Genomic DNA, 20,742 nt, shown 5'->3' with positions numbered 1-20,742 from the left:
TGGTTGGTCTTTAAGTAAGAGGGGATGAATCAGGCGGGACGGAGCGCGTCGTCCGGGATCCAGAAGACGGCGCGGCCCTCCGGCGTGTCACGCTCTTCGACCTGCAAGGCCCGCAGACGCGCGCCGCGGCACGGACCGCCCACGCATTTGCCCGTATCCGGTTCGTAGATCGCGCCGTGCGTCGCGCACATCAAGTATAGGCCCGAGCTTTCGAAGAACTGGCCCTCGGACCAGTCGAGCTCCATCGCCACGTGGGCGCAGCGGTTGAGGTAACCGTACGGCTTGCCGTCGTAGCGCACGAAAAATACGACCGATTCACCGCCGGACTTCTCGACGGCATCGCGACGGACGCCCATGCCGCCGTCGACGAGATCCTCGGCCGCGCAGACTCTGACCGCCTCGCTCATGCATTCTCCCGCAGCCAACGGCCCAGCGACTCGACACTGTCGGCGCAGAATTTCGGCTTTAGCGCCACGAGCGAATTCGCCGGATGCGCGCCGTAACCCACGCCGATGCCCGCCGCGCCGGCATTGATCGCCATCTGCAAATCGTGGGTCGTGTCGCCAACCATCACCGTGCGCGCGAGGTCCTGGCCGAGTTCGCGCGTGAGTTCGTGCAGCATCGCGGGATGCGGCTTCGAGAAGGTTTCGTCGGCGCAGCGGGTGCCGTCGAAAAGGCTCGTCAGCCGCGACTGGTCGAGCGCACGATTCAGGCCGACGCGGCTTTTGCCCGTCGCCACGCCGAGCAGGTAGCCCTCGTTGCGCAAATCCTGAAGCAGATCGCGCACGCCGTCGAAAAGCTCGGTCTCCTGATCCTTCACCAGATAATGGAAGCGGTAGCGCTCGACGAGTCGCGGATAGTCGGATGGGTCGAGCGTGGGCGCCGCGATCTGCAGCGCGTCGCGCAGACCGAGGCCGATCACGTAGCTCGCCGCTTCGTCGGCGGGCACGGGCAACGCCAGGTCGCGGCACGCCGCCTGGATGCTGCGCGTGATGTGCGCCGTGGAATCCATCAGGGTACCGTCCCAGTCGAAGACGATCAGATCGAATTGCTGCCGCGCCATTTATTGAGTCTCGCTGGAAAGCTGCTTGAGTTGTTCGATGAAGCGCCTGCACTCGGCGGGCAGCGGCGCCTCCAACTGGAGGACGTCGCCGGTTGCCGGATGCGTGAGCTTGAGCCGATATGCGTGCAAAAACATGCGTTTGAGCGACGGTTTCGCGTTGGGCCGCGCCAAATCCTTGTTCAGCGCGAAGTCGCCGTACTTGGCGTCGCCGGCGATCGGCAGGCCGATGCTCGCCATATGCACGCGAATCTGATGCGTGCGCCCGGTCTTCAGTTCCGCCTCGACCCACGCGTAATCCGTCCAGCGTTCGATCAGGTTGAACACGGTATGCGACGGCAGGCCGTCTTCCTGGATGCGCACGCGCCGCTCGCCGTCGCCGGCCACGTATTTGTGCAGCGGCGCCTTCACGATGCGCCGGCGGCCCCAGTCACTCGCCCAATCGCCGTGCCCGACCGCGTAGTAACGCTTGTCGACGCGATTCTCGCGAATCTGCTCGTGCAGGTCGATGAGCGCGGAGCGCTTCTTGGCGAGCATCAGCACGCCGGACGTCTCGCGGTCCAGCCGATGCACCAGTTCCAGGAATTTCGCGTGCGGCCGCGCGTTGCGCAACTGCTCGATCACGCCGAACGCCACGCCGCTGCCGCCGTGCACGGCGACGCCGGACGGTTTGTCTATGACGATCAGGTGGTCGTCTTCGAAAATGATCGGGAATTCGGCGGCGGGCGCGTTCGACGAAACCGGCGTTTCATCGGGTTGCGCGGTGCGGATCGGCGGCACGCGCACGAGATCACCCAGTTCGAGCCGGTACGCGGCGTCGATCCGGCCCTTGTTCACGCGCACTTCGCCGCTGCGCAGGATGCGATAGATATGGCTCTTCGGCACGCCTTTGCAGACGCGCAAGAGGAAATTGTCGATGCGCTGCCCGACTGCGTTTTCGTCGATCTCGATCATCGAGACCTGCTCGCTTGCGACCTTTTTATGGGATGTTTTGCCTAACTCATTCATTATGAATATAATTTGCGAGCAATCTGAAAAGGCGAAAAATCTCGCCGGGATTTATCAGACTGTACAGGTGCAAGCGATAAACCATCATTTTACTTGCGCCCAGGGTCCGTTGCTCACCCGGAAAACCGAGTAACGAGTTGCACGCACGGCGATATCGCGCGGCAGGGACGACGCCCACAGGCGCGTTCGGTCGGGTCGATCGCTGATCGGTAACGGATTTTTGGTAGACAAGAATTTAAACGGCGAGATGCGAGGATGTCCGGTTCAAACCCGGATGTCATCCGCGCCCGGCTCGGGTATCAAGAGGTATCGAGCGGGACCGGATATCGAAGCTCGCCGATTGCGAACAAACGTCGACGGGAAACGCTGCTGCGCTGGAATGTGCGAAGCGCGAGGAACGTCGCAAATGAGGCGAGACACCCAAGGCAGGTCGCCGGGAGCATTCGACGCCCACGATCTGCCACCGCGGCCTGGCCGCAGCTTCGACGTCGTCGGTCACCGATGATTCGCGCGGATTTCGCGCGGACCGCCAACGGCTAAGCAGCATCAGGAGGAACGCGGCTCTTTTCGCGCACGGCTGCCCGGCGCGTCTGATCGTCATTGGACGCATGCCGGGGGTTTCCCGTGCCGTCCGGGCCGCGCGCCGCGTCTGATTCACGGCGTGTCTAGGCCGTTTTCGCATGTGCCCCCAGGGCTGGGCCGCCGCGGCGCGTTTCGTCGCGAGAGGCGGCCGAAGTCCCTCTTCAGGCAATTCTCCCCGCCAGAACTCCTGCTCCCGCGTGCTTTGTGACAACACACAATAAAGCGCGGCATGCCCGCCCTCCCGCTTCGCGCGCCTGACAAGCGCGCGAATTCGCCAGACGAGGGACGGCATAGCCGCTCTGGAGCCGTTCAATGAAACGCATGCTGTTTAACGCGACGCAGCAAGAAGAATTGCGCGTCGCCATCGTCGATGGGCAAAAACTCATCGACATCGACATCGAAACCGCCGGGCGCGAACAGCGCAAAGGCAATATCTACAAGGGAGTCGTCACCCGCATCGAGCCCTCGCTCGAAGCCTGCTTCGTCAACTACGGAGAAGACCGCCACGGTTTTCTGCCATTCAAGGAAGTCGCCCGCCAGTATTTCCGTGACGGCGTCGACATGCGCTCCGCCCGCATCCAGGACGCGCTGCGCGAAGGCCAGGAACTCATCGTCCAGGTCGAAAAGGAAGAGCGCGGCAACAAGGGCGCGGCGCTCACCACCTTCATCTCGCTCGCCGGACGCTATCTCGTCCTGATGCCGAACAACCCGCGCGGCGGCGGCGTCTCGCGCCGGATCGAAGGCGACGAGCGGCAGGAACTGCGCGAAACGATGGCGCAGCTCGAACTGCCCGACGGCATGAGCATCATCGCGCGCACGGCAGGCATCGGCCGCTCGGCCGAAGAACTGCAGTGGGACCTGAACTACCTGATGCAACTGTGGCGCGCGATCGAAGCGGCGTCGCAGAGCGGCGTCGCCGGCACGCCGATGCTGATCTATCTCGAATCGAGCCTCGTCATCCGCGCGATTCGCGACTACTTCCAGCCGGACATCGGCGAAATCCTCATCGACACGACCGAAATCCATGACCAGGCGCGCGCCTTCATGGACATCGTGATGCCCGACAACCTCTCGAAGGTGAAGCGCTATCACGACGACGTGCCGCTTTTCTCGCGCTTCCAGATCGAGCACCAGATCGAAACCGCGTACTCGCGCACGGTTCCGCTGCCGTCGGGCGGCGCGATCGTGATCGACCACACGGAAGCGCTGGTCGCGATCGACGTGAACTCGGCGCGCTCGACCAAGGGCGCGGACATCGAGGAAACGGCCACGCGCACGAACCTCGAAGCCGCCGACGAAGTCGCGCGCCAGTTGCGTCTGCGCGACCTGGGCGGTTTGATCGTGATCGACTTCATCGACATGGAGTCGGCGAAGAGCCAGCGCGAAGTCGAGCAGCGCCTGAAGGATGCACTCAAGCACGACCGTGCGCGCGTGCAGATGGGCAAGATCTCGCGCTTCGGGCTGATGGAACTGTCGCGTCAGCGGCTGCGTCCGGCGCTTTCCGAAGGCAGCCACGTGACCTGCCCGCGCTGCAACGGCACGGGCCACATCCGCGATACCGAATCGTCCGCGCTGCAAGTGCTGCGGATCATTCAGGAAGAAGCGATGAAGGAAAACACCGCGGCGATCCATTGCCAGGTGCCGGTCGAGGTGACCGCCTTCCTGCTGAACGAGAAGCGCTCGGAGATCAACAAGATCGAGTCGCGCTTCAAGGTCAACGTCGTGCTGATCCCGAACAAGCATCTGGAGACGCCGCATTACAAGCTGGAGCGCCTGCGTCACGACGACGCCCGCCTCGACGAGCCGCGCGCCTCGTGGAAGATGGCCGTGGAAGCCGCGACCGAGATGGAATCGGAGACCGGCTACAGCAAGCGAGTCGAAGAAGTGAAGCCGAAGCAGGAAGCGGCGGTGAAGGGCATCACGCCGGCATCGCCGGCGCCGAGCGCGCCTGTCAAGCCGGCGCCGGTCGAAGTTGCGCCGGCGCCTGTTGCCGTGGCACCGGCCGCGGGCGGATTCATCGGCTGGCTGAAAAACCTGTTCGGCATGAAGCCGGAAGTGAAGCCGGCGCCCGCGCCCGTCGAAGCGACGCCGCCTGCTCGGCCCACGCGCGATCGCGGAGAACGCACGGAGCGCGGCGAGCGTCCGGGCGGCGATCGCAATCGCAATCGCCGTGGCGGTGCTACGGCGCGCGATGGCGCGCCTGCGGCCGCGAACGGTGCAGCCGGCGGCGCGGGTGGCCGTCAGGGCGGCCGTCGCGAGGAACGCGAGCCGCGTGACGCACGCGCGGGACGCGAAGGACGCGAACCGCGTGAAGGCCGCGAACCGCGCGAGGCTCGGGAACCGCGTGAACTCCGCGAACCGCGTGAGGCCCGTGAGCCGCGCGAAGCCCGTGAACCGCGCGAGAGCCGCGAACGTGGCGAACGCGTCGAGCGGAGTCAGGAACGTGGCGTCGAGCGCGCGGAGCGTCCGGAAACCGCGGAACGCCAGGAGCGTCGCGAACGGCCCGAGCGCGGCGAGCGCAAGAAGCCGCAGCAGGAATCCGCTGTCGAGGCGTTGAACCAGGGCGAAACCGTTGAAACCGATGTGAACGAAAACGCGCAAGCGGAAACGCAACTGGCGGGCATCGATTCGACACAAGCCGATCAGGCAGCCGCGGCGCGTGACGGTGAAGAACGCCGTCGCCGTCGCCGGGGCCGTCGTGGCGGACGTCGCGAGCGCGAAGATGAAGGCGTCGGCGTGAACCATGCGGCCGATGTCGCGGAGAGCGAAGGTGCCTCGGAAAGCATGTCGGCGCAGGCAGGCGTGTTCGATACGGGATCGTCGCAGGAAGCGGGCGAGCGGCGCGAAACGCGTCCGGTCGCGCCGGTGGAAGCCGCTGCTGTTGCCGTGCCGGTCGTGGCGGCCGCTGTGTCCGTGACGGAGTTGCGCGAGGAAGTGCGTGCTGAAGCGGCACAGCCCGTCGCGGCCGCCCATGCCGAAGCACCGGTCGAGTCGAAGCCGGAAACCGCCGCGCCGACGCCAGACTTGTTCGCGAAGCCTGCTCCGGCACAACCGGTCGAGAATCCGTTCGGCCCGGAACCGAAGCTTGCGGAAACGAAGCCAGTCGACCCGTTCGTGCACGTCGCGGAAGCGCCGAAGGCTCCGGAATCGGTGGAAGCCGTCGAAACGCCGGCTGTGGAAACCGAGCCGGCAGCCTCTGCGGTTGAAGCGGTTGAAGCGGTTGAAACGGTTGAAACGCAGAAACCGGTGGAAGCACCGCAGGCCGTCGAGGCCGAGCCGGTGAAGACCGCCCCTGTCGCCGCGACGCCCGAGTCGGAAGTCATCGAACCGGTAGCCGCTCCGGAACCGGTCGCGGTTCAAACGCCCGCCCCTGTCGAATCGGAGCCGGTCAAGGCATTCGAACCGGTTGCGGTCGAGCAACCCGTAGCGGTTGCCGCGCCCGCTCCGGCGCCGATTCAGGTGACCGCGCTGAAGGAAGACGCCCTGAAGCCGATGCTGGAAACAGCCGGCCTCGTATGGGTGAACACCGATGCCGACAAGCTGCGCGCGGCCAGCGCCGCCGCGGCAGAAGCGGAAGCGCCGAAGCGCGTGCCGCGCGAGCGCAAGCCGCTGCCGGCGCTCGACACGGCTCCGATGCAGCAAGTCGAAACGGGCAAGGACGCTCACTGAGCAGCATGACCTGCGGGCACCGTCGTAGAAGGTGCCCGCAACGACAAGCAAGCGCCACCGGCAAATGCCGCGTGGCGCTTTTTCTTTGCGTCCGGCGAAACGCTGCATCGTAAAAGGTCTGAGCGTCGCGCACCCTCGCATCCGCTAAAATGGTGGATACAGCCTTGTAAATACAAAGTACCGTCGCCACCCGAGCCGCCATGTCCCGACGCATCATTCCCGTTGCCGATGTCAGCACGATCCCGGATTTCTCCGGCATCGCGACGGCGCCGTCGGGCCTCCTCACCGACGCACTCGCACGACCGCTCCGCGACCTGCGCATTTCGGTGACGGATCGCTGCAACTTCCGCTGCGTCTACTGCATGCCGCGCGAAGTCTTCGACAAGGACTACCAGTTCCTGCCGCACGCCGCGTTGCTGTCGTTCGAGGAAATCGAGCGGCTCGCGAGGATTTTCGTCGCGCATGGCGTCGAAAAAATCCGGTTGACGGGCGGCGAACCGCTTCTGCGCAAGAACATCGAATTCCTGATCGAGCGGCTCGCGCTCCTGCGCACGCCCGAAGGCCGGCCGCTCGACATCACCCTCACCACCAACGGCTCGATCCTCGCGCGCAAGGCGCAGTCGCTGAAAGACGCGGGCTTGTCGCGCGTGACGGTGAGTCTCGATGCGCTGGACGACGCCCTGTTTCGCCGCATGAACGACGCCGATTTCGCGGTCGCCGACGTTCTCGACGGCATCGAAGCCGCGCACGCCGCCGGGCTCGCGCCGCTCAAGGTCAACATGGTGGTGAAGCGCGGCACGAACGACGCGGAAATCGTCCCGATGGCGCGCCACTTCAAGGGCAGCGGCACGGTGCTGCGGTTCATCGAATACATGGACGTGGGCGCGTCGAACGGCTGGAACATGAGCGAAGTGCTGCCTTCCGCCGAGGTCATTTCGCGCATCGCCGAGCATTTCCCGCTCGCCCCGCTCGAAGCGCACACCCCTGCCGAAACCGCCCAGCGCTGGGCTTTCGCGGACGGCGGCGGCGAAATCGGCGTGATTTCGAGCGTGACGCGCGCGTTTTGCGGCGAATGCACGAGAGCGCGGCTGTCGACCGAAGGCAAGCTGTACCTCTGCCTCTTCGCAAGCTACGGACACGACCTGCGCGGCCTGATGCGCAACGGCGCGAGCGACGAAACCATCGAGACCGCCATCGCCCGCATCTGGGCGCAGCGCACCGACCGCTATTCGCTGCTGCGCGGCAGCAACGCGTTGCCGTTGCCGGACCCCGACGCGCCGCGTGTCGAGATGTCGTATATCGGCGGCTGACGTGGCGCAACCGCACGTTGCGCGCAACGAGATCACCGGCGTCGTGCTCGCCGGCGGACGCGGTTCGCGGATGGGCGGCGTCGACAAGGGCATGCAGCCGTTCGACGGCATTCCGCTTGCACTGCACGTTCTGCGGCGTCTCGCGCCCCAGGTCGGCGCGACGCTGATCAGCGCGAATCGCAGCATCGAGGACTACGCGCGGATCGGCGAGGCGTTCGGCGCGAAGGTCGTCTGCGATGCGCTTCCCGATTATCCCGGCCCGCTCGCCGGGATCGCCGCGGCGATGCGGGCGGCGCAAACGCCGTTCGTGCTGACCGCACCGTGCGACGCGCCCTACGTCGACGCGCAACTTGCCCAAAAACTCGCCGATGCACTCGACGCACAACACGCCGACATCGCGACCGCCGTGGCCATCGACGCGAATGGCCGGCGCGACCTGCATCCCGTCTTCGCGCTGCTCCGGACGTCACTCGCCGATGACCTGGAAGCCAGTCTGCGTGCGGGCGAGCGCAAGGTGCGCGCGTGGTACGCGCGCCACAAGACGGTCGAAGTGCCATTCGCCGATGTGCACGCGTTTTACAATATCAACGATTTGCAGCAGCTGGCCGAGCTGGAGCGCCCGCAACCGCCGGTCTCCGACGGTTTCAAGTGACATCCAATCCGGTCGAGCGCCTTCTTCTCCCGACCCACCCGCGTTCAGCGCACCCGGCGTCGCGAGACTCCTGATTCAATCGCCCGACTCCAGTCGCGACTCTCCCGATTCATGACCACATCCAGGCAATTCCCCGATTGCGTCGCGTACTACGACCCGAACGCCCTGCCCGTCAACGCGGCGCAGGATATCGTGCGTCAGTGGGCCGCGCCGCGCGGGCATGCGCCGAGCGAACGCGTGAGCCTGTTCGATGCGCTCGACCGCGTGCTGGCCGAAGACGTGATATCGCCGATCGACGTGCCGTCGCACGACAACTCCGCGATGGACGGCTATGCGTTCGCGGGCGCGTCGCTGGGCGGCGTGCGGGAGCTGAGCCTGACCGTCGCCGGCACGGCACTCGCCGGGCGACCGTTTCTCGACACGCCGGGCGCGACGCAGTGCGTGCGCATCATGACCGGCGCGCTGATCCCGCCGGGCTGCGACACCGTCGTGCCGCAGGAAAGTGTCTCGCGCGAAGGCGACACGATCCTCTTTGCCACGGACGCATTGCAGCCGGGCCAGAACCGCCGGCTCGCTGGCGAAGATCTTGCCCGGGGCCGTCCGGCACTGCGCGCGGGACGCATCGTGCGCGCATCGGACCTCGGTTTGCTCGCGTCGCTCGGGATTGCGGAAGTCGCGGTTCGCCGGCGTCTGCGAGTCGCGTTTTTCTCAACCGGTGACGAACTGCGCTCGGTCGGCGAAGAACTGACCGCCGGCAGCGTCTACGACAGCAACCGCTACACGCTCTTCGCGATGTTGCGGCGCCTGAACGTCGAGCCGATCGATCTCGGCATCGTCCGCGACGATCGCGCGTCGCTCGAAAAGGCGCTGCGCCACGCAACCGAAACCGCCGATGTCGTGATCAGCTCGGGCGGCGTATCGGTGGGCGATGCGGATTTCACGCGCGAACTGATGAATTCGCTCGGCGACGTCGCGTTCTGGAAGATCGCGATGCGTCCGGGCCGCCCGCTCGCGTTCGGGCGACTGTGGTCGGGTCCGCGCGCGGGCGAAGGCGAATCGGCGTTGTTCTTCGGCTTGCCCGGCAATCCGGTCGCGGTGATGGCGACGTTCTATTTCATCGTGCGCGAGGCCTTGCTCGCCCTGTCGGGCGCGACGCGCGAGGCGCTCTGCACGATCCGCGCGACGAGCACCGAGCCGATCAGGAAGCGCGCCGGCCGCACCGAATTCCAGCGCGGCATCGCGAGCCGCGACGACGACGGACATTTCCACGTCGTGACGACGGGCCCGCAAGGTTCCGGCGTGCTGAGTTCGATGAGCGAGGCGAACTGTTTCATCGTGCTCGAACACGAACGTGGCGACATCGATGTGGGCGATTCCGTCGATATCCTGCCGTTCGACGGGCTCATCTGAAAACCGCAGCAAACGCTTGAATCATCGACAGACGGGGATTTTCCTTCAATGAAAAAGCAGATTTCCTTCATCGCACCAGGTCAGACCGCCAAGGCGCTGATCCTCGTGTACCTGACGTTCAGCGTGCCGATCGTGCTGATCGGCGTGCTGGTCGCGTTCTTCCGCTTCGGTTCGGTCGAAGTCAGCACGATCACGACCGCGCTGCTGCTCAACGCGATCCTCGGCTTCATCCTGTTGTGGATTGCATGCCACGCGTACAACTGGGTGGCGTCGCGCTTCGGCGGCATCGAGATCGTGTTGTCCGATGCGCCGGAGGAGGCGTGATGAGCGCCCCGATCCGCACCCCGATCCGCACCTTGATCCGCGCCGCCGCTCCCGCCGATGTCAGCGCCATCTTCGCGCTGATGATGGAACTCGCCGAGTTCGAGAAGCTCACGCATCTGTTCGTCGCGACCCAGGATGGCGTGCACGATGCGCTGTTCGGCCCGCGCCCCGCCGCCGAAGCGCTCGTCGCGGAAGAAAGCGGGCAGATCGTCGGCTACGCGCTTTTCTTCCACAATTTCTCGACGTTTCTGGGCAAGCGCGGCCTGTATCTCGAAGACCTCTATGTGCGCCCGGCCCTGCGTGGCAGCGGGCTCGGCACGAAGATGCTGCGCGCGCTCGCGGCGCTGGCGGTCGAGCGCCAGTGTGGCCGTTTCGAGTGGTCGGTGCTCGACTGGAACCAGCAGGCCATCGACTTCTACGAAAAAATGGGCGCCACCGTGCTGCCGGACTGGCGCATCGTGCGCATCACCGGCGAGTCGCTCGACCAGCTCGCTCACGCAGGCTGACGCTCAAGGCCCTTCGGCGTCATCATCCGGCAAAGCGCCGAGCAGACCCGCCGCCTGTTCACCCGGCAACGCTTCCACGTCGCGCAGCTTCTTGCTCATTTGCCGCGTGCGCGTCTCGGCCGCTTCGATCGAACGCGTCACGGTTTCGAGTTGCCGCTTCGTGTTCGCGAGCACATCGCCGAACTTGCGGAACTCCGTCTTCACCGCGCCGAGCACCTGCCAGACCTCGCTCGAACGCTTCTCGATCGCGAGCGTCCTGAAGCCCATTTGCAGGCTGTTGAGCAGCGCGGTCAGCGTCGTCGGACCCGCGACGCTCACGCGATACTCTCGTTGCAGCAAGTCGGTCAGCCCAGGACGCCGCAGGATTTCCGCGTATAGCCCTTCGGTCGGGAGGAAAAGCAGCGCGAAGTCCGTCGTGTGCGGCGGCGCGACGTACTTCTCTGCAATCGCCTTCGCTTCCGCGCGCACCCGCCCTTCGAGCGCGCGCGATGCTTCTTCCACCGCGACGACATCGGCGCGTTCCTGCGCATCGATCAGACGCTCGTAGTCCTCGCGCGGAAACTTCGCGTCGATCGGCAGCCACACGGGCGTCGCGATGCTACCGGTCGTGCCTGGCACGTCGTGACGTCCCGGCAGTTTGATCGCGAACTCCACACGCTCGTTGCTATTCGGAATCGTCGCGACGTTCTTCGCGTACTGGTCGGGCGTGAGCACCTGTTCGAGCAGAGATTCGAGCTGCACTTCGCCCCACGTGCCGCGCGTCTTGACGTTGGTCAACACCTTCTTCAGATCGCCGACGCCGGCCGCGAGCGTCTGCATCTCGCCAAGCCCGCGATGCACCTGCTCCAGCCGGTCCGAGACAAGCTTGAAGGATTCGCCGAGCCGCTGTTCGAGCGTGGCGTGCAGCTTTTCGTCGACGGTGCGCCGCATCTCTTCGAGCTTCGCCGCGTTGTTCGCCTCGATATCTTTCAATCGCGCTTCGAGCGTCGCGCGCACTTCACCGAGGCGCCGGTCGTTCGTCTCCGACAGTTGCGCCAGTTGCGCCGTCAGCGTGTCGCCGAAGCGCTTGAGCGCCGTGCTTTGCTCGTCGCGCGCATGCTGGCTTTGCAGCGCGTTGCTCTCGGTGAGCTTCACGAGTTGCTGCGCGAAGCCTTCGATCTGCGCGTTCTGCACCGTCGCCATGCTGGCGAGCTGCGTGGCGAGCGTCTGCTGGAATTGCGCGAATCCGCTGCTCGCTTCGGTGCGCGACGCCCGCGCCGTTTCGGTGATATCGCCGCGCAGACCGCGTTCGAGCCGCTCCTGCGCGCGCGCCTGCGCCTCGCCCATATCGTTGATGCGGTCGGTCAGCGCGGCGAATTCTTCCTCGGTGTCCGTGTGCGCATTGCGGCGCGCGAAGACCACGAGCACGATCAGGGCGATCACGAGCGCGATCGCGAGCAGCGCGACCGCGCCCGGCAACAGCATCGTCATTTCTTGAGCACGTCCGGATTGATCGGGTTCGGTGGATTGCCGGCGCGCGGACCTTCGCCCAGGCCCGCGATGAGATTGTCGGCGGCGAGGTTCGCCATCGCGCGGCGCGTCGCCTCGCTCGCGCTCGCGATGTGCGGCGTCAGCACGACGTTCGAGAGCGTCAGGAAATTGCGATTGAAGTTCGGCTCGCCTTCGAACACGTCGAGACCGGCAGCCGCGATCTGCTTGCGGCGCAAGGCGTCGATCAGCGCTGCATCGTCGACGATTCCGCCGCGCGCGATGTTGGTCAGCGTCGCGCTCGGTTTCATCAGCGCGAGTTCGGCCTCGCCGATCGTGTGATGACTCTCGGCGCTGTAGGGAACCACGAGCACGACGTGATCTGCGCGCTTCAGCAAATCTTCTTTCGACGCGTATTCCGCATTCAGTTCGGCCTCGATCTCGGGCGCGACGCGCGAGCGGTTGTGATAGATCACGCGCATGCTGAAGCCGCGCGCGCGCCGCGCGAGCGCTTGGCCGATGCGCCCCATGCCGATCACACCCAGCGTCGAGCCGTAGATATCGGAGCCAGTGAACGCGTCGTACGACCATTCCTTCCACTTGCCTAAGCGCAAGAAATGCTCCGACTCCGTGATGCGGCGCGCGGTCGCCATCATCAGCGCCCAGCCGAAGTCCGCCGTGGTTTCGTTCAGCACGTCGGGCGTGTTGGTGCCGAGCACGCCGTGCGCGTTGAACGCCTGCATGTCGAAGTTGTTGTAGCCGACCGCCATGTTCGACACGACCTTCAGATTCGGCGCGCCTTCGATCGCCTTCGCGCCGACCGGGTCGCCTGCGATGAACGCGCCGTCCTTGTCGGCGAGGCGCGCAGCGATTTCATCGGCGGGCAACGCCAGGCCGTCGTGAGCGTCGACTTCGAAATACCGCCTGAGGCGGTCGATCACGTCGGGGAAGATGGGACGCGAGACAAAAACTTTTTTCATCGAATGCTCCTAGAAAAATAGCCAGCCGGTGACGATGAAAATCGGCAGCAGCACGACCGCGGACCAGCCAAGGTACGCGAAGAAGCCCGGCATCCGGATGCCGCGCGACTCCGCGATCGCCTTGACCATGAAATTCGGCGCATTGCCGATATAGCTGTTCGCGCCCATGAAGACGGCGCCCGCGGAGATCGCGGCGAGCGTCGATGCGCCCGTCGTCATCAGCGTCTGTGCATCGCCGCCCGCGAGGTTGAAGAACACGAGATAGGTCGGTGCGTTGTCGAGGAACGAGGACAAGATCCCGGTCGCCCAGAAATAGGCGATGTCGATCGGCTTGCCTTCGGCGTCGGTGACGAGATGCACGATGCCGGCGAACGCGCCCGACTCGCCCGCGCGCAGGATCGTGATGACGGGCACGATCGTGACGAAGATCGCGGCAAAGAGCTTCGCGACTTCCTCGATCGGCGCCCAGTTGAACGCGTTGCCCGCCCGCGCGCGCTTCGGCGTGAGCGCAAGCGACGCGAGCGCCACGGCCACGAGCAGTATGTCGCGCAGCGCGTTCTGCAACGCGACGTGCGTGCCGTACACGTCGAATGTGATGCCCGGTTTCCAGAGGCCGCTCATCAGCACGAGGCCGATCACGGCGGCGAGCAGCAGAAAGTTGATCTTGCCGTCGATGCCGAGCGGCGGAGTATCGGGCGTCGGATCGAGAAACGGACTGCGCGCCTCTTCCCTGGCGTGAAAGTAGTAACTGTCGAGCGCGTAGAAAAGGACGAGCAGCACTGCGCAAATGAAGAGCATCGGCAGGGCGAGATGGACCGTCGTCCAGAAGAAGCTCACGCCGTTCAGGAAGCCGAGGAACAACGGCGGATCGCCGAGCGGCGACAGCGAACCGCCCGCGTTCGCCACCAGGAAGATGAAGAACACGACCACGTGAACGACATGCTTGCGGTTATCGTTGGCGCGCAGGAGCGGCCGGATCAGCAGCATGGCGGCGCCGGTCGTGCCCATGATGCTCGCAAGCAGGGTGCCGAGCGCGAGCAGTCCCGTGTTCAGCCGCGGCGAGCCGTGCAGGTTGCCGCGCACGCAGATGCCGCCCGCCACGGTATAGAGCGCCGTCAGCAGGATGATGAACGGCAGATATTCTTCGAGCATCGCATGCACGAACGCGCCGAACGCCGCGCCGGCGCCGAACGTGAACGCGAACGGCGCGAGGAACGCGACCGCCCACGCCATCGATACCTTGCCGAAATGGTGATGCCAGAAGGTCGGCGCGACGAGCGGAAAGACCGCGATCGACAGCAGGACGCCGACGAACGGAATGCCCCACAACGCGGAGAGCGTGGCACCGTCGAGCGTCGCCGCCGACGCGCCGAGCGGCAACGCGGCGAGCGCGCCGCCGGTAATAAGACGCCGCATCGCGCTCATGCCCCGCGCACGATGATCACATGCACTGCGTCCACTTCGGCGACGGTCGTCGAGAGCCGTCCGGCCTCCAGCGCGAAGCGCGCGACGCGTTCGTCCGCCGTCGACGGCAGTTCGGGCCGTGGTCCGGAAGGATGACGCGCGAGGTAGTCGTGGGCGGCTGCGCGTTCGGCATCCGTCGGCGTGAGCGTTCGGCCCTGAGCGCTGCGAATCCTCGCGAAAATGTTTCGGCGAGCAGCCGATGTATCCATGGTGCTTTCCTCGTTGGCCTGCGTCGATGTTCGACACGATTATAGCGAGGGGCTTTCCGTGCGACCCCTCGGCCGAATGGCCAACGAAGCGCGCGCACGGCCCCGAACCGTGCGGCAGCGCTTAAGCTTCTTCCACCGGCTGCTCGATGCCGAACACTTGCCGCAGGTACGCGAGATAAGCCTTGTCGTCGCACATGTTCTTGCCGGGTGAATCGGAGAGCTTCGCGACAGGCTGCCCGTTGCAGCGAACCATCTTGATGACGATCTGCAGCGGCTGGTAGCCGAGGTCGTTCGTCAGGTTCGTGCCGACGCCAAACGCCAGCTGGCAGCGGCCGCGAAAGCGTGCGTAGAGTTGCAGGACCTTCGGGATGTCGAGCGCGTCCGAGAACACGAGCACCTTCGTGCGCGGGTCGCAACGGTTCTCTTCATAGTGCTTGATGAGACGCTCGCCCCAGTCGAACGGATCGCCGGAGTCGTGGCGGGCGCCGTCGAAGAGCTTGCAGAAGTACATGTCGAAGTCGCGCAGGAATGCCTTCATGCCGTAGACGTCGGAGAGCGCGATGCCGAGGTCGCCGCGATATTCCTTCGCCCACATCTCGAAGCCGAAGATCTGCGAATCGCGCAGGCGCGGCCCGAGTGCCTGGCACGCCTGCAGGTATTCGTGCGCCATCGTGCCGAGCGGACGCAGGCCGTGCTTCATTGCATAGAGCACATTGCTCGTGCCCGCGAATTGCGCGCCGAGGCCCTCTTTCAGCGTGAGCGTGACTTCCTCGTGCCATTGCTTCGAGAAGCGGCGGCGCGTGCCGTAGTCGGCGATCTTGCAGTCGGAGAATTCGGGCGGCGTGGCGAGCAGCTTGATTTTCTCGCGCAGGCGCTCGCGGCCGATCGCGTAGTCGGGCTTGCCCTGCGTATTGCGAAAATAGACCTCGTTGACGATCGCGAGCACCGGGATCTCGAAGAGAATCGTATGAAGCCACGGCCCGTCGATCACGATGTCGATCTCGCCGTTCTTCTTCGGCGACGGCGCGATCGTGATGGACTTTTCATTCAGGTGAAAGAGCGCGAGGAAGTCGATGAAGTCGCTCTTGATGAAGCGCATGTGCCGCAGGTACTCGAGTTCTTCTTCCTGAAAGCGGAGGTTGCAGAGTTGGCGCACCTCGTCGCGGATCTCGTCGATGTAGGGCACGAGATCGACGTTCGGCGTGCGGCAGCGAAAGCGGTACTCGACGTGCGCCGCCGGGAAGTGATGCAGCACGACCTGCATCATCGTGAACTTGTAGAGATCGGTATCGAGCAGCGAATTGATGATCATGGTGGGGTTCGAAACTTCGATGAAGAGCGGGCTCGCGCTTGAGTCGTGCCGCGTGGCCTTCTGCGTCCCATGTTACCCGAATGCGCGCTCCATCACGGGGCGCGCAAAGCGGGCGCCGTGTCCCATAAACAAATCACGAAACGATCTAAAGCCCGCCCTGCGGGGCTCGCGCTGAAATTGACCGGTACGCTACAATATCGGTTTTGGCGCGCGATACGTGCCCGCGACAGGCACATCAGTGTGCATGAACGCGCATGAGTCCATGCGCGACGCGGTGCAAGGCCCAAGTAGCCGCACCGGCCGCCGCCCCCACGAATTCCGCATGCAGGAGCCTGAATGACTCACGTTGTGACCGAAAGCTGCATCAAGTGCCGCTATACCGATTGCGTCGACGTGTGCCCGGTGGATTGCTTCCGTGAAGGTCCCAACTTTCTCGCGATCGATCCGGACGAGTGCATCGACTGCGCCGTCTGCGTGGCCGAATGTCCGGTGAACGCAATCTACGCAGAAGAAGACGTTCCCGGCGACCAGCAGCATTTCACCGAACTGAACGCCGAACTCGCACGCAACTGGCCGAGCATCACGAAGACGAAAGCGCCGCTTCCCGAAGCGGACGACTTCAAGGACGTGAAGGAAAAGCTCGATCTGCTCGAACGTTGATTCGAGCCGTCAGCGCCGCGTCCAGCTTGATGGAAATAAATTTATCGAGATGAATGCAGGGTGTTGACAGGGTAGAAAACGCTCCATATAATTTCATTTCTGTGCTGCAGATGTTCCCCGATAGCTCAGTTGGTAGAGCGCCGGACTGTTAATCCGTAGGTCCCTGGTTCGAGCCCAGGTCGGGGAGCCAAAAAGTTTCAAAGCAAAAAGCCCAATCGAAAGATTGGGCTTTTTGCTTTTCCGGGGCGCTTCAGGTTGCGCTCGCCGTGGAGAAACCGCCGCTATCCCCACCACACCACCGTCAGCGACCTAACGCCCTGGGCGCCGCGAATCAGCACGCCTTCGATATCGGCCGTCGCCGACGGCCCGGTCACGAGCACCGCATAGCGCGCCGACTGAAAATCCGCTCGGCGATAAACCTCCTGCAAACCATCGACGATTTGCGCCGGATCGAGCAGCACGACGAGATGCTGCACGAGATAGCCGATCGAATTGACGATGTATTCGGCTTCGCTGAACCACACGGAGCCCGTTTCGGCGACCCCGAATCGCCCGCGCACCACGCCGACGTCGACATCCTGCAGCGACGCCGGCGGCGTGTCGGGCGTGAGCGTCCGGTTGCCGTCGATGCCGTCCACTGCCGACGCGACCACCGCATCGGCGCCGAAGCGCGCGGCGATGAGCGCGCGCACGTCGTCGATACTTTGCGCCTCGACGCACGTACCGCCCATCAGCGCGAGCGCGGCCGTGAAGCGCGCGCGCCGCTCGCCTTCCGGCACGCTGAAAAGCGGCACTTCAGGACGCGGCCGTGGCGCAGGTTGGGCCGCGCGGATCTTCGCCAGAAAGGCGTCGCGAGTGGTCATTTCGGTTGCTTCCGGTTTTTCCGATACCACTCGTGGAAGGTTTCGGCGGGTGCGTCCGGCAGGTCGCGCTGACGACCCCAGATGTTCAGCGGGTTGTACAGCACGAAGTTCGGCAGGCGCTTCAGCGCGCCGCCAAGCGAAGCGACCGTCGCACGATAGAGCGTCGGGCTCGCCAGCAGCCGCCCCGCCATCTTCAGCACTTCCTGCTTCACGAACGGCACTTCGTGGCGCTCGGCGATCACCTCGCGCCACTTGTAGATCTGCTCGTGGATGTTCACGCGCACCGGGCACACGCTCGTGCAACTGCCGTTCATCGTCGAGGCGAATGGCAAGCTGCTGTAGCGCTTAAGATCGAAGGTCGGGTTGATGATCGCGCCGATCGGCCCCGAATACGTCCCGCCATATGACAACCCGCCACTTCTCCGGTACACCGGACACGTATTCATGCACGCGCCGCAGCGGATGCACTTGAGCGAGTACCAGAAGTCGTCCATCGCGAGGCGCTCGGAGCGGCCGTGATCGACGAGGATGTAGTGCATCTCCGTGCCCGGACGCGGCGCGCGGAAGTGCGACGTGTACTGCGTGATCGGCGAGCCGAGCGCGCTGCGCGAAAGCATCCGCACGAACACGCCGAGGTCGGCGATGGTCGGAATCAGCTTCTCGATGCCGATCGACGCGATGTGCAGCGGCGGCACGTTCGCCGACAGGTCCGCGTTGCCCTCGTTCGTGCAGACGACCACCGTCCCCGTCTCCGCCACCGCGAAGTTGCAGCCGGTCATGCCGGCCGTGTTCTCGCGCACGAAGTACGGCCGCGTATTCATGCGCTGGCTTTCCGCGAGATAGTGGATGTCGCTGTTGGCGGGATCGGTGCCGATCGTGCGGCCGAAGAGTTCCGCGACGTCCGCGCGCAGCTTGTGGACCGCCGGCACGACCATGTGGCTCGGGTCCTGGTGATCGAGCTGCTGGATGCGCTCGCCGAGATCGGTTTCCATCACCGAGATGCCGCGCGGCTCCAGGAACTCGCGCATCTTGCATTCGTCGGTGAGCATCGACTTGCTCTTGACGAGCGTCCACATGCCGCGCTCGCTCATCAGCTTGTGGACGATCGCGTTGTGCTCCTCCGCGTCCGCCGCGAAATGCACGACGACGCCATTCTTCTCCGCCTGCGTCACGAACTGTCCGATGTAGTCGGCGAGATGCGAGAGGGTGTGCTCCTTGATGCCCGACGCCAGGTCGCGCAGCGTCTCCCACTCCGCGATGCCATGCGCCTGCGCATCGCGCTTGCTGCGCAGGTCCCAGAGGCGCTTGTCGTGAAACGCGACGTGATCCGCCTTCTGCAGGAACGCGCCCGCCGCTTTCGCGTGATCGATCCGGATCGTCTTGCTCATCCGCGTGCTCCGTTCAGGATCTGCGCGATATGGATAAAGCGCGCGTCGAGTTTCAGTCGTTCGGCGCAGCCTTGCTGGTGCATCAGGCACGACATGTCGCCGGACACGATGTACTGCGCGCCCGCATCGACGTGGTCGCGCACCTTGTCCTGCCCCATTCTCACCGACACCGCTTCCTCGGTCACCGAGAACGTGCCGCCGAAGCCGCAGCATTCGTCGGGGCGCGCGGGCGTGACGAACTCGATGCCCTTCACGCCTTCCAGCAAGGCGCGCGGCTTGGAGAACGCCGGCCCGGCGATCTCCGAACGCGACACCTCGTTCAGATGCCGGATCGCGCTGCAACTATTGTGCAGCCCCACGCGATGCGGGAATTCGGCCCACGGAAATTCCCGCACCTTCAGGACGTCGTGCAGGAATTCGGTGAGGTCGAACGCGCTCGCGCGCACCTTGCGCACGGCGGCGGTCTGCTCGATCGCCGTGAAATGCTCGCGCACGTGATGCACGCAACTCGCCGACGGCCCGACCACGTAGTCGTAGTCGGCAAAATTGCGCGCGAACACGCCCTCGGCGCCGGCCGCTTCCTTTTGCGCGCCGCTGTTCGCCATCGGCTGGCCGCAGCAGGTTTGTTCGCCGGGATAGTCGACATCGAGCCCGAGTCGTTCGAGCAATTCCAGCGTGGCGATGCCGACTTCAGGGTAGAAGGCATCGATGAAACAAGGGACGAACAGGGCAACTTTCATGAGATAAGGAAGCGCATGCAACGCCTTTGGTCAGCTTGGTCTGACCAAGACTTTAAAGTTTGTGTTCTTTCATGTCAAACTAGGGAAATCCGCCAGCTTTGCTAAATCGATGACCTTCGAGCCCGTCCATTCCTACGCGCGCGTGCGCCTGTCCGATGTCGTGTCGGGCCAGATCCGGTCGCTGATCTCGAGCGGCTCACTGCTGCCGGGCCAGCGCCTGCCGGCCGAGCGCGAGCTTGCCGAACAGTTGAACGTGTCACGGCCGTCTCTGCGCGAGGCGCTGATCCGGCTCGAATCGGATGGCTTCATCCGGGCCGTGGCGCGCGGCGGGTTCATCGTGTCGGATGTGACCGCGCCGCTCGTCTCCGATCCCCTCGCCGCGCTCCTCGCCCAGCATCCGGACGCGAGCGCCGATGTGCTCGAACTGCGGCGCGGACTCGAATCGCTGTCGACGGCCTATGCCGCCGAGCGCGCCACCGAAGCCGATTTGCAACGCATTTCCGCCGCCTTCGATGCGCTGCAGTCCGCCGCCGCCGAACCGAAGCGCACGCGCATCGCGGAAAAGGACGCAGCATTTCATCTCGCCATCGCCGATGCCACGCACAACGTCGCGCTCGCACACGTGATGCATGGGCTGCACGCACTGATCCGCGAATCGATGCTGACGTCGCACCGCCTGGTCGATTACGACGACGAGGTCGAAGCGAACCTCCTCGCGCAGCATCGCGCGATCTTCGATGCGATCGTCGCGCGCGATGCCGAGCGCGCCCGCGACGCGGCAGGCGCGCATCTCGACTATGTGCAGACGCTTTATCGCGAGCGGCTGGTGAAGCATTCGCAAGAGCCTTCCGTATGAGCAAAGTCGCACTTTGACCATGCGCATCAAGCATCGAGTAAGGTTCGCATAGGACAACGCCTACACACGTTTCGGACGGGCCCGGCTACACGCAGACATCCTCTCCATCGATACTGAAGCCGTCTAACCAGAAAACGAATGGAGGAACCAAAAATGCCTTATCTACTCGGCTGGCTGCTCGGCGTACCGGTTGTCGTCCTCGTCATCCTGTACCTGATTTTTCACTGATCACGCGGCAAGCGCGCGTCATCGCAAAAGGCGTCGTTACAATACGACGCCTTT

18 protein-coding genes, 1 tRNA gene and 1 pseudogene are annotated in these 20,742 nt (G+C 64.6%); 9 read left to right on the top strand and 11 right to left on the bottom strand.

The features are described 5' to 3' along the window. Positions 1-29: 29 nt before the first annotated feature. Genes AWB68_RS02085 through AWB68_RS02075 form a run of 3 tightly spaced genes read right to left on the bottom strand, consistent with a single transcriptional unit; the run spans position 30 to position 2,068 of the window. Positions 30-407 carry a Rieske (2Fe-2S) protein gene (locus tag AWB68_RS02085; RefSeq protein ID WP_087642710.1) on the bottom strand — a complete coding sequence of 126 codons (378 nt, stop codon included), beginning with the start codon at positions 405-407 and terminating at the stop codon, positions 30-32. Further along, a complete protein-coding gene (locus tag AWB68_RS02080; RefSeq protein WP_087642709.1) occupies positions 404-1,063 on the bottom strand; it encodes an HAD-IA family hydrolase in 660 nt (219 codons plus the stop codon). Before AWB68_RS02080 ends, AWB68_RS02085 begins: the two co-directional genes overlap by 4 nt. Beyond that, the gene (locus tag AWB68_RS02075; RefSeq protein ID WP_087642708.1) at positions 1,064-2,068 is read right to left on the bottom strand and encodes an RluA family pseudouridine synthase; all 1,005 of its coding nucleotides are present in this window, start codon (positions 2,066-2,068) and stop codon (positions 1,064-1,066) included. It abuts the gene before it with no gap. 894 nt (positions 2,069-2,962) lie between these two features. On the opposite strand from AWB68_RS02075, the gene AWB68_RS02070 reads away from it, so the two are divergent. From AWB68_RS02070 to AWB68_RS02045, 6 genes are all read left to right on the top strand, one after another. Then, positions 2,963-6,319, top strand: coding sequence for an Rne/Rng family ribonuclease (locus AWB68_RS02070; RefSeq protein WP_087642707.1), 3,357 nt, complete (start codon positions 2,963-2,965; stop codon positions 6,317-6,319). A 200-nt stretch (positions 6,320-6,519) separates the two neighbouring features. Further along, the gene (moaA, locus tag AWB68_RS02065; RefSeq protein ID WP_087642706.1) at positions 6,520-7,629 is read left to right on the top strand and encodes a GTP 3',8-cyclase MoaA; all 1,110 of its coding nucleotides are present in this window, start codon (positions 6,520-6,522) and stop codon (positions 7,627-7,629) included. Between the two features lie 70 nt (positions 7,630-7,699). Further along, positions 7,700-8,281 (top strand): molybdenum cofactor guanylyltransferase MobA, encoded by a 582-nt coding sequence (gene mobA / locus AWB68_RS02060; protein ID WP_235028172.1) that lies wholly within the window; start codon positions 7,700-7,702, stop codon positions 8,279-8,281. Between the two features lie 111 nt (positions 8,282-8,392). After that, on the top strand, positions 8,393-9,691 hold the full coding sequence (gene moeA / locus AWB68_RS02055) for a molybdopterin molybdotransferase MoeA (protein ID WP_087642704.1): 1,299 nt from the start codon (positions 8,393-8,395) through the stop codon (positions 9,689-9,691). A 48-nt stretch (positions 9,692-9,739) separates the two neighbouring features. Further along, a complete protein-coding gene (locus tag AWB68_RS02050) occupies positions 9,740-10,015 on the top strand; it encodes a hypothetical protein (RefSeq protein ID WP_087642703.1) in 276 nt (91 codons plus the stop codon). Continuing rightward, positions 10,015-10,521: a GNAT family N-acetyltransferase gene (locus AWB68_RS02045; RefSeq protein WP_200828607.1), complete on the top strand. Its 507-nt coding sequence runs from the start codon at positions 10,015-10,017 to the stop codon at positions 10,519-10,521. The genes AWB68_RS02050 and AWB68_RS02045 overlap by 1 nt, the downstream gene beginning before the upstream one ends. 3 nt (positions 10,522-10,524) lie before the next feature. On the opposite strand, the gene AWB68_RS02040 is transcribed toward AWB68_RS02045, so the two are convergent. The 5 genes and pseudogenes from AWB68_RS02040 to pncB all read right to left on the bottom strand — a co-directional run bounded on the left by AWB68_RS02040 (position 10,525) and on the right by pncB (position 15,953). Further along, positions 10,525-11,991, bottom strand: coding sequence for a DNA recombination protein RmuC (locus AWB68_RS02040; RefSeq protein ID WP_087642702.1), 1,467 nt, complete (start codon positions 11,989-11,991; stop codon positions 10,525-10,527). Beyond that, on the bottom strand, positions 11,988-12,968 hold the full coding sequence (locus AWB68_RS02035) for a 2-hydroxyacid dehydrogenase (RefSeq protein ID WP_087642701.1): 981 nt from the start codon (positions 12,966-12,968) through the stop codon (positions 11,988-11,990). The genes AWB68_RS02040 and AWB68_RS02035 overlap by 4 nt, the downstream gene beginning before the upstream one ends. A gap of 9 nt (positions 12,969-12,977) precedes the next feature. Beyond that, a complete protein-coding gene (locus AWB68_RS02030) occupies positions 12,978-14,393 on the bottom strand; it encodes a sodium:proton antiporter (protein ID WP_374729547.1) in 1,416 nt (471 codons plus the stop codon). A gap of 32 nt (positions 14,394-14,425) precedes the next feature. After that, a pseudogene (locus tag AWB68_RS02025) lies at positions 14,426-14,641 on the bottom strand (lactate utilization protein C); the annotation flags it as partial. A gap of 121 nt (positions 14,642-14,762) precedes the next feature. Continuing rightward, positions 14,763-15,953, bottom strand: coding sequence for a nicotinate phosphoribosyltransferase (gene pncB, locus AWB68_RS02020; RefSeq protein ID WP_087642699.1), 1,191 nt, complete (start codon positions 15,951-15,953; stop codon positions 14,763-14,765). Between the two features lie 336 nt (positions 15,954-16,289). Between pncB and fdxA the strand changes: the two genes are divergently transcribed. Then, on the top strand, positions 16,290-16,613 hold the full coding sequence (gene fdxA / locus AWB68_RS02015) for a ferredoxin FdxA (protein ID WP_087642698.1): 324 nt from the start codon (positions 16,290-16,292) through the stop codon (positions 16,611-16,613). A gap of 114 nt (positions 16,614-16,727) precedes the next feature. Beyond that, positions 16,728-16,803, top strand: a tRNA-Asn gene (locus tag AWB68_RS02010). A gap of 91 nt (positions 16,804-16,894) precedes the next feature. Here the strand turns inward: AWB68_RS02010 and AWB68_RS02005 are convergent. From AWB68_RS02005 to AWB68_RS01995, 3 genes are read right to left on the bottom strand one after another with little or no spacing between them, the layout of a single operon-like run. After that, positions 16,895-17,476 carry a LutC/YkgG family protein gene (locus tag AWB68_RS02005; RefSeq protein ID WP_087642697.1) on the bottom strand — a complete coding sequence of 194 codons (582 nt, stop codon included), beginning with the start codon at positions 17,474-17,476 and terminating at the stop codon, positions 16,895-16,897. Continuing rightward, positions 17,473-18,864: a lactate utilization protein B gene (locus tag AWB68_RS02000; protein ID WP_087642696.1), complete on the bottom strand. Its 1,392-nt coding sequence runs from the start codon at positions 18,862-18,864 to the stop codon at positions 17,473-17,475. The genes AWB68_RS02005 and AWB68_RS02000 overlap by 4 nt, the downstream gene beginning before the upstream one ends. Next, complete coding sequence (locus tag AWB68_RS01995) at positions 18,861-19,604, bottom strand: (Fe-S)-binding protein (protein WP_087642695.1); 744 nt, start codon at positions 19,602-19,604, stop codon at positions 18,861-18,863. Before AWB68_RS01995 ends, AWB68_RS02000 begins: the two co-directional genes overlap by 4 nt. 109 nt (positions 19,605-19,713) lie before the next feature. Here AWB68_RS01995 and AWB68_RS01990 point away from each other — a divergent pair, with 109 nt between their 5' ends. Then, positions 19,714-20,460: a FadR/GntR family transcriptional regulator gene (locus AWB68_RS01990; protein ID WP_087642694.1), complete on the top strand. Its 747-nt coding sequence runs from the start codon at positions 19,714-19,716 to the stop codon at positions 20,458-20,460. The last annotated feature ends 282 nt before the right edge of the window (positions 20,461-20,742 follow it).

The organism is Caballeronia choica, from assembly GCF_001544535.1.
GTDB classification, from domain to species: domain Bacteria; phylum Pseudomonadota; class Gammaproteobacteria; order Burkholderiales; family Burkholderiaceae; genus Caballeronia; species Caballeronia choica.
This window is presented reverse-complemented; position numbering and strand designations above follow the sequence as displayed.

What these genes read in the sequence shown, in the direction of transcription:
- AWB68_RS01995 (WP_087642695.1), bottom strand. Translation starts at nt 19,604, where the DNA reads ATGAAAGTTGCCCTGTTCGTCCCTTGTTTCATCGATGCCTTCTACCCT.
- AWB68_RS01990 (WP_087642694.1), top strand. Translation starts at nt 19,714, where the DNA reads ATGACCTTCGAGCCCGTCCATTCCTACGCGCGCGTGCGCCTGTCCGAT.
- AWB68_RS02075 (WP_087642708.1), bottom strand. Translation starts at nt 2,068, where the DNA reads ATGAATGAGTTAGGCAAAACATCCCATAAAAAGGTCGCAAGCGAGCAG.
- AWB68_RS02050 (WP_087642703.1), top strand. Translation starts at nt 9,740, where the DNA reads ATGAAAAAGCAGATTTCCTTCATCGCACCAGGTCAGACCGCCAAGGCG.
- moeA (WP_087642704.1), top strand. Translation starts at nt 8,393, where the DNA reads ATGACCACATCCAGGCAATTCCCCGATTGCGTCGCGTACTACGACCCG.
- AWB68_RS02040 (WP_087642702.1), bottom strand. Translation starts at nt 11,991, where the DNA reads ATGACGATGCTGTTGCCGGGCGCGGTCGCGCTGCTCGCGATCGCGCTC.
- AWB68_RS02000 (WP_087642696.1), bottom strand. Translation starts at nt 18,864, where the DNA reads ATGAGCAAGACGATCCGGATCGATCACGCGAAAGCGGCGGGCGCGTTC.
- AWB68_RS02070 (WP_087642707.1), top strand. Translation starts at nt 2,963, where the DNA reads ATGAAACGCATGCTGTTTAACGCGACGCAGCAAGAAGAATTGCGCGTC.
- pncB (WP_087642699.1), bottom strand. Translation starts at nt 15,953, where the DNA reads ATGATCATCAATTCGCTGCTCGATACCGATCTCTACAAGTTCACGATG.
- AWB68_RS02030 (WP_374729547.1), bottom strand. Translation starts at nt 14,393, where the DNA reads ATGAGCGCGATGCGGCGTCTTATTACCGGCGGCGCGCTCGCCGCGTTG.
- mobA (WP_235028172.1), top strand. Translation starts at nt 7,700, where the DNA reads ATGGGCGGCGTCGACAAGGGCATGCAGCCGTTCGACGGCATTCCGCTT.
- AWB68_RS02005 (WP_087642697.1), bottom strand. Translation starts at nt 17,476, where the DNA reads ATGACCACTCGCGACGCCTTTCTGGCGAAGATCCGCGCGGCCCAACCT.
- AWB68_RS02085 (WP_087642710.1), bottom strand. Translation starts at nt 407, where the DNA reads ATGAGCGAGGCGGTCAGAGTCTGCGCGGCCGAGGATCTCGTCGACGGC.
- AWB68_RS02035 (WP_087642701.1), bottom strand. Translation starts at nt 12,968, where the DNA reads ATGAAAAAAGTTTTTGTCTCGCGTCCCATCTTCCCCGACGTGATCGAC.
- AWB68_RS02080 (WP_087642709.1), bottom strand. Translation starts at nt 1,063, where the DNA reads ATGGCGCGGCAGCAATTCGATCTGATCGTCTTCGACTGGGACGGTACC.
- moaA (WP_087642706.1), top strand. Translation starts at nt 6,520, where the DNA reads ATGTCCCGACGCATCATTCCCGTTGCCGATGTCAGCACGATCCCGGAT.
- AWB68_RS02045 (WP_200828607.1), top strand. Translation starts at nt 10,015, where the DNA reads ATGAGCGCCCCGATCCGCACCCCGATCCGCACCTTGATCCGCGCCGCC.
- fdxA (WP_087642698.1), top strand. Translation starts at nt 16,290, where the DNA reads ATGACTCACGTTGTGACCGAAAGCTGCATCAAGTGCCGCTATACCGAT.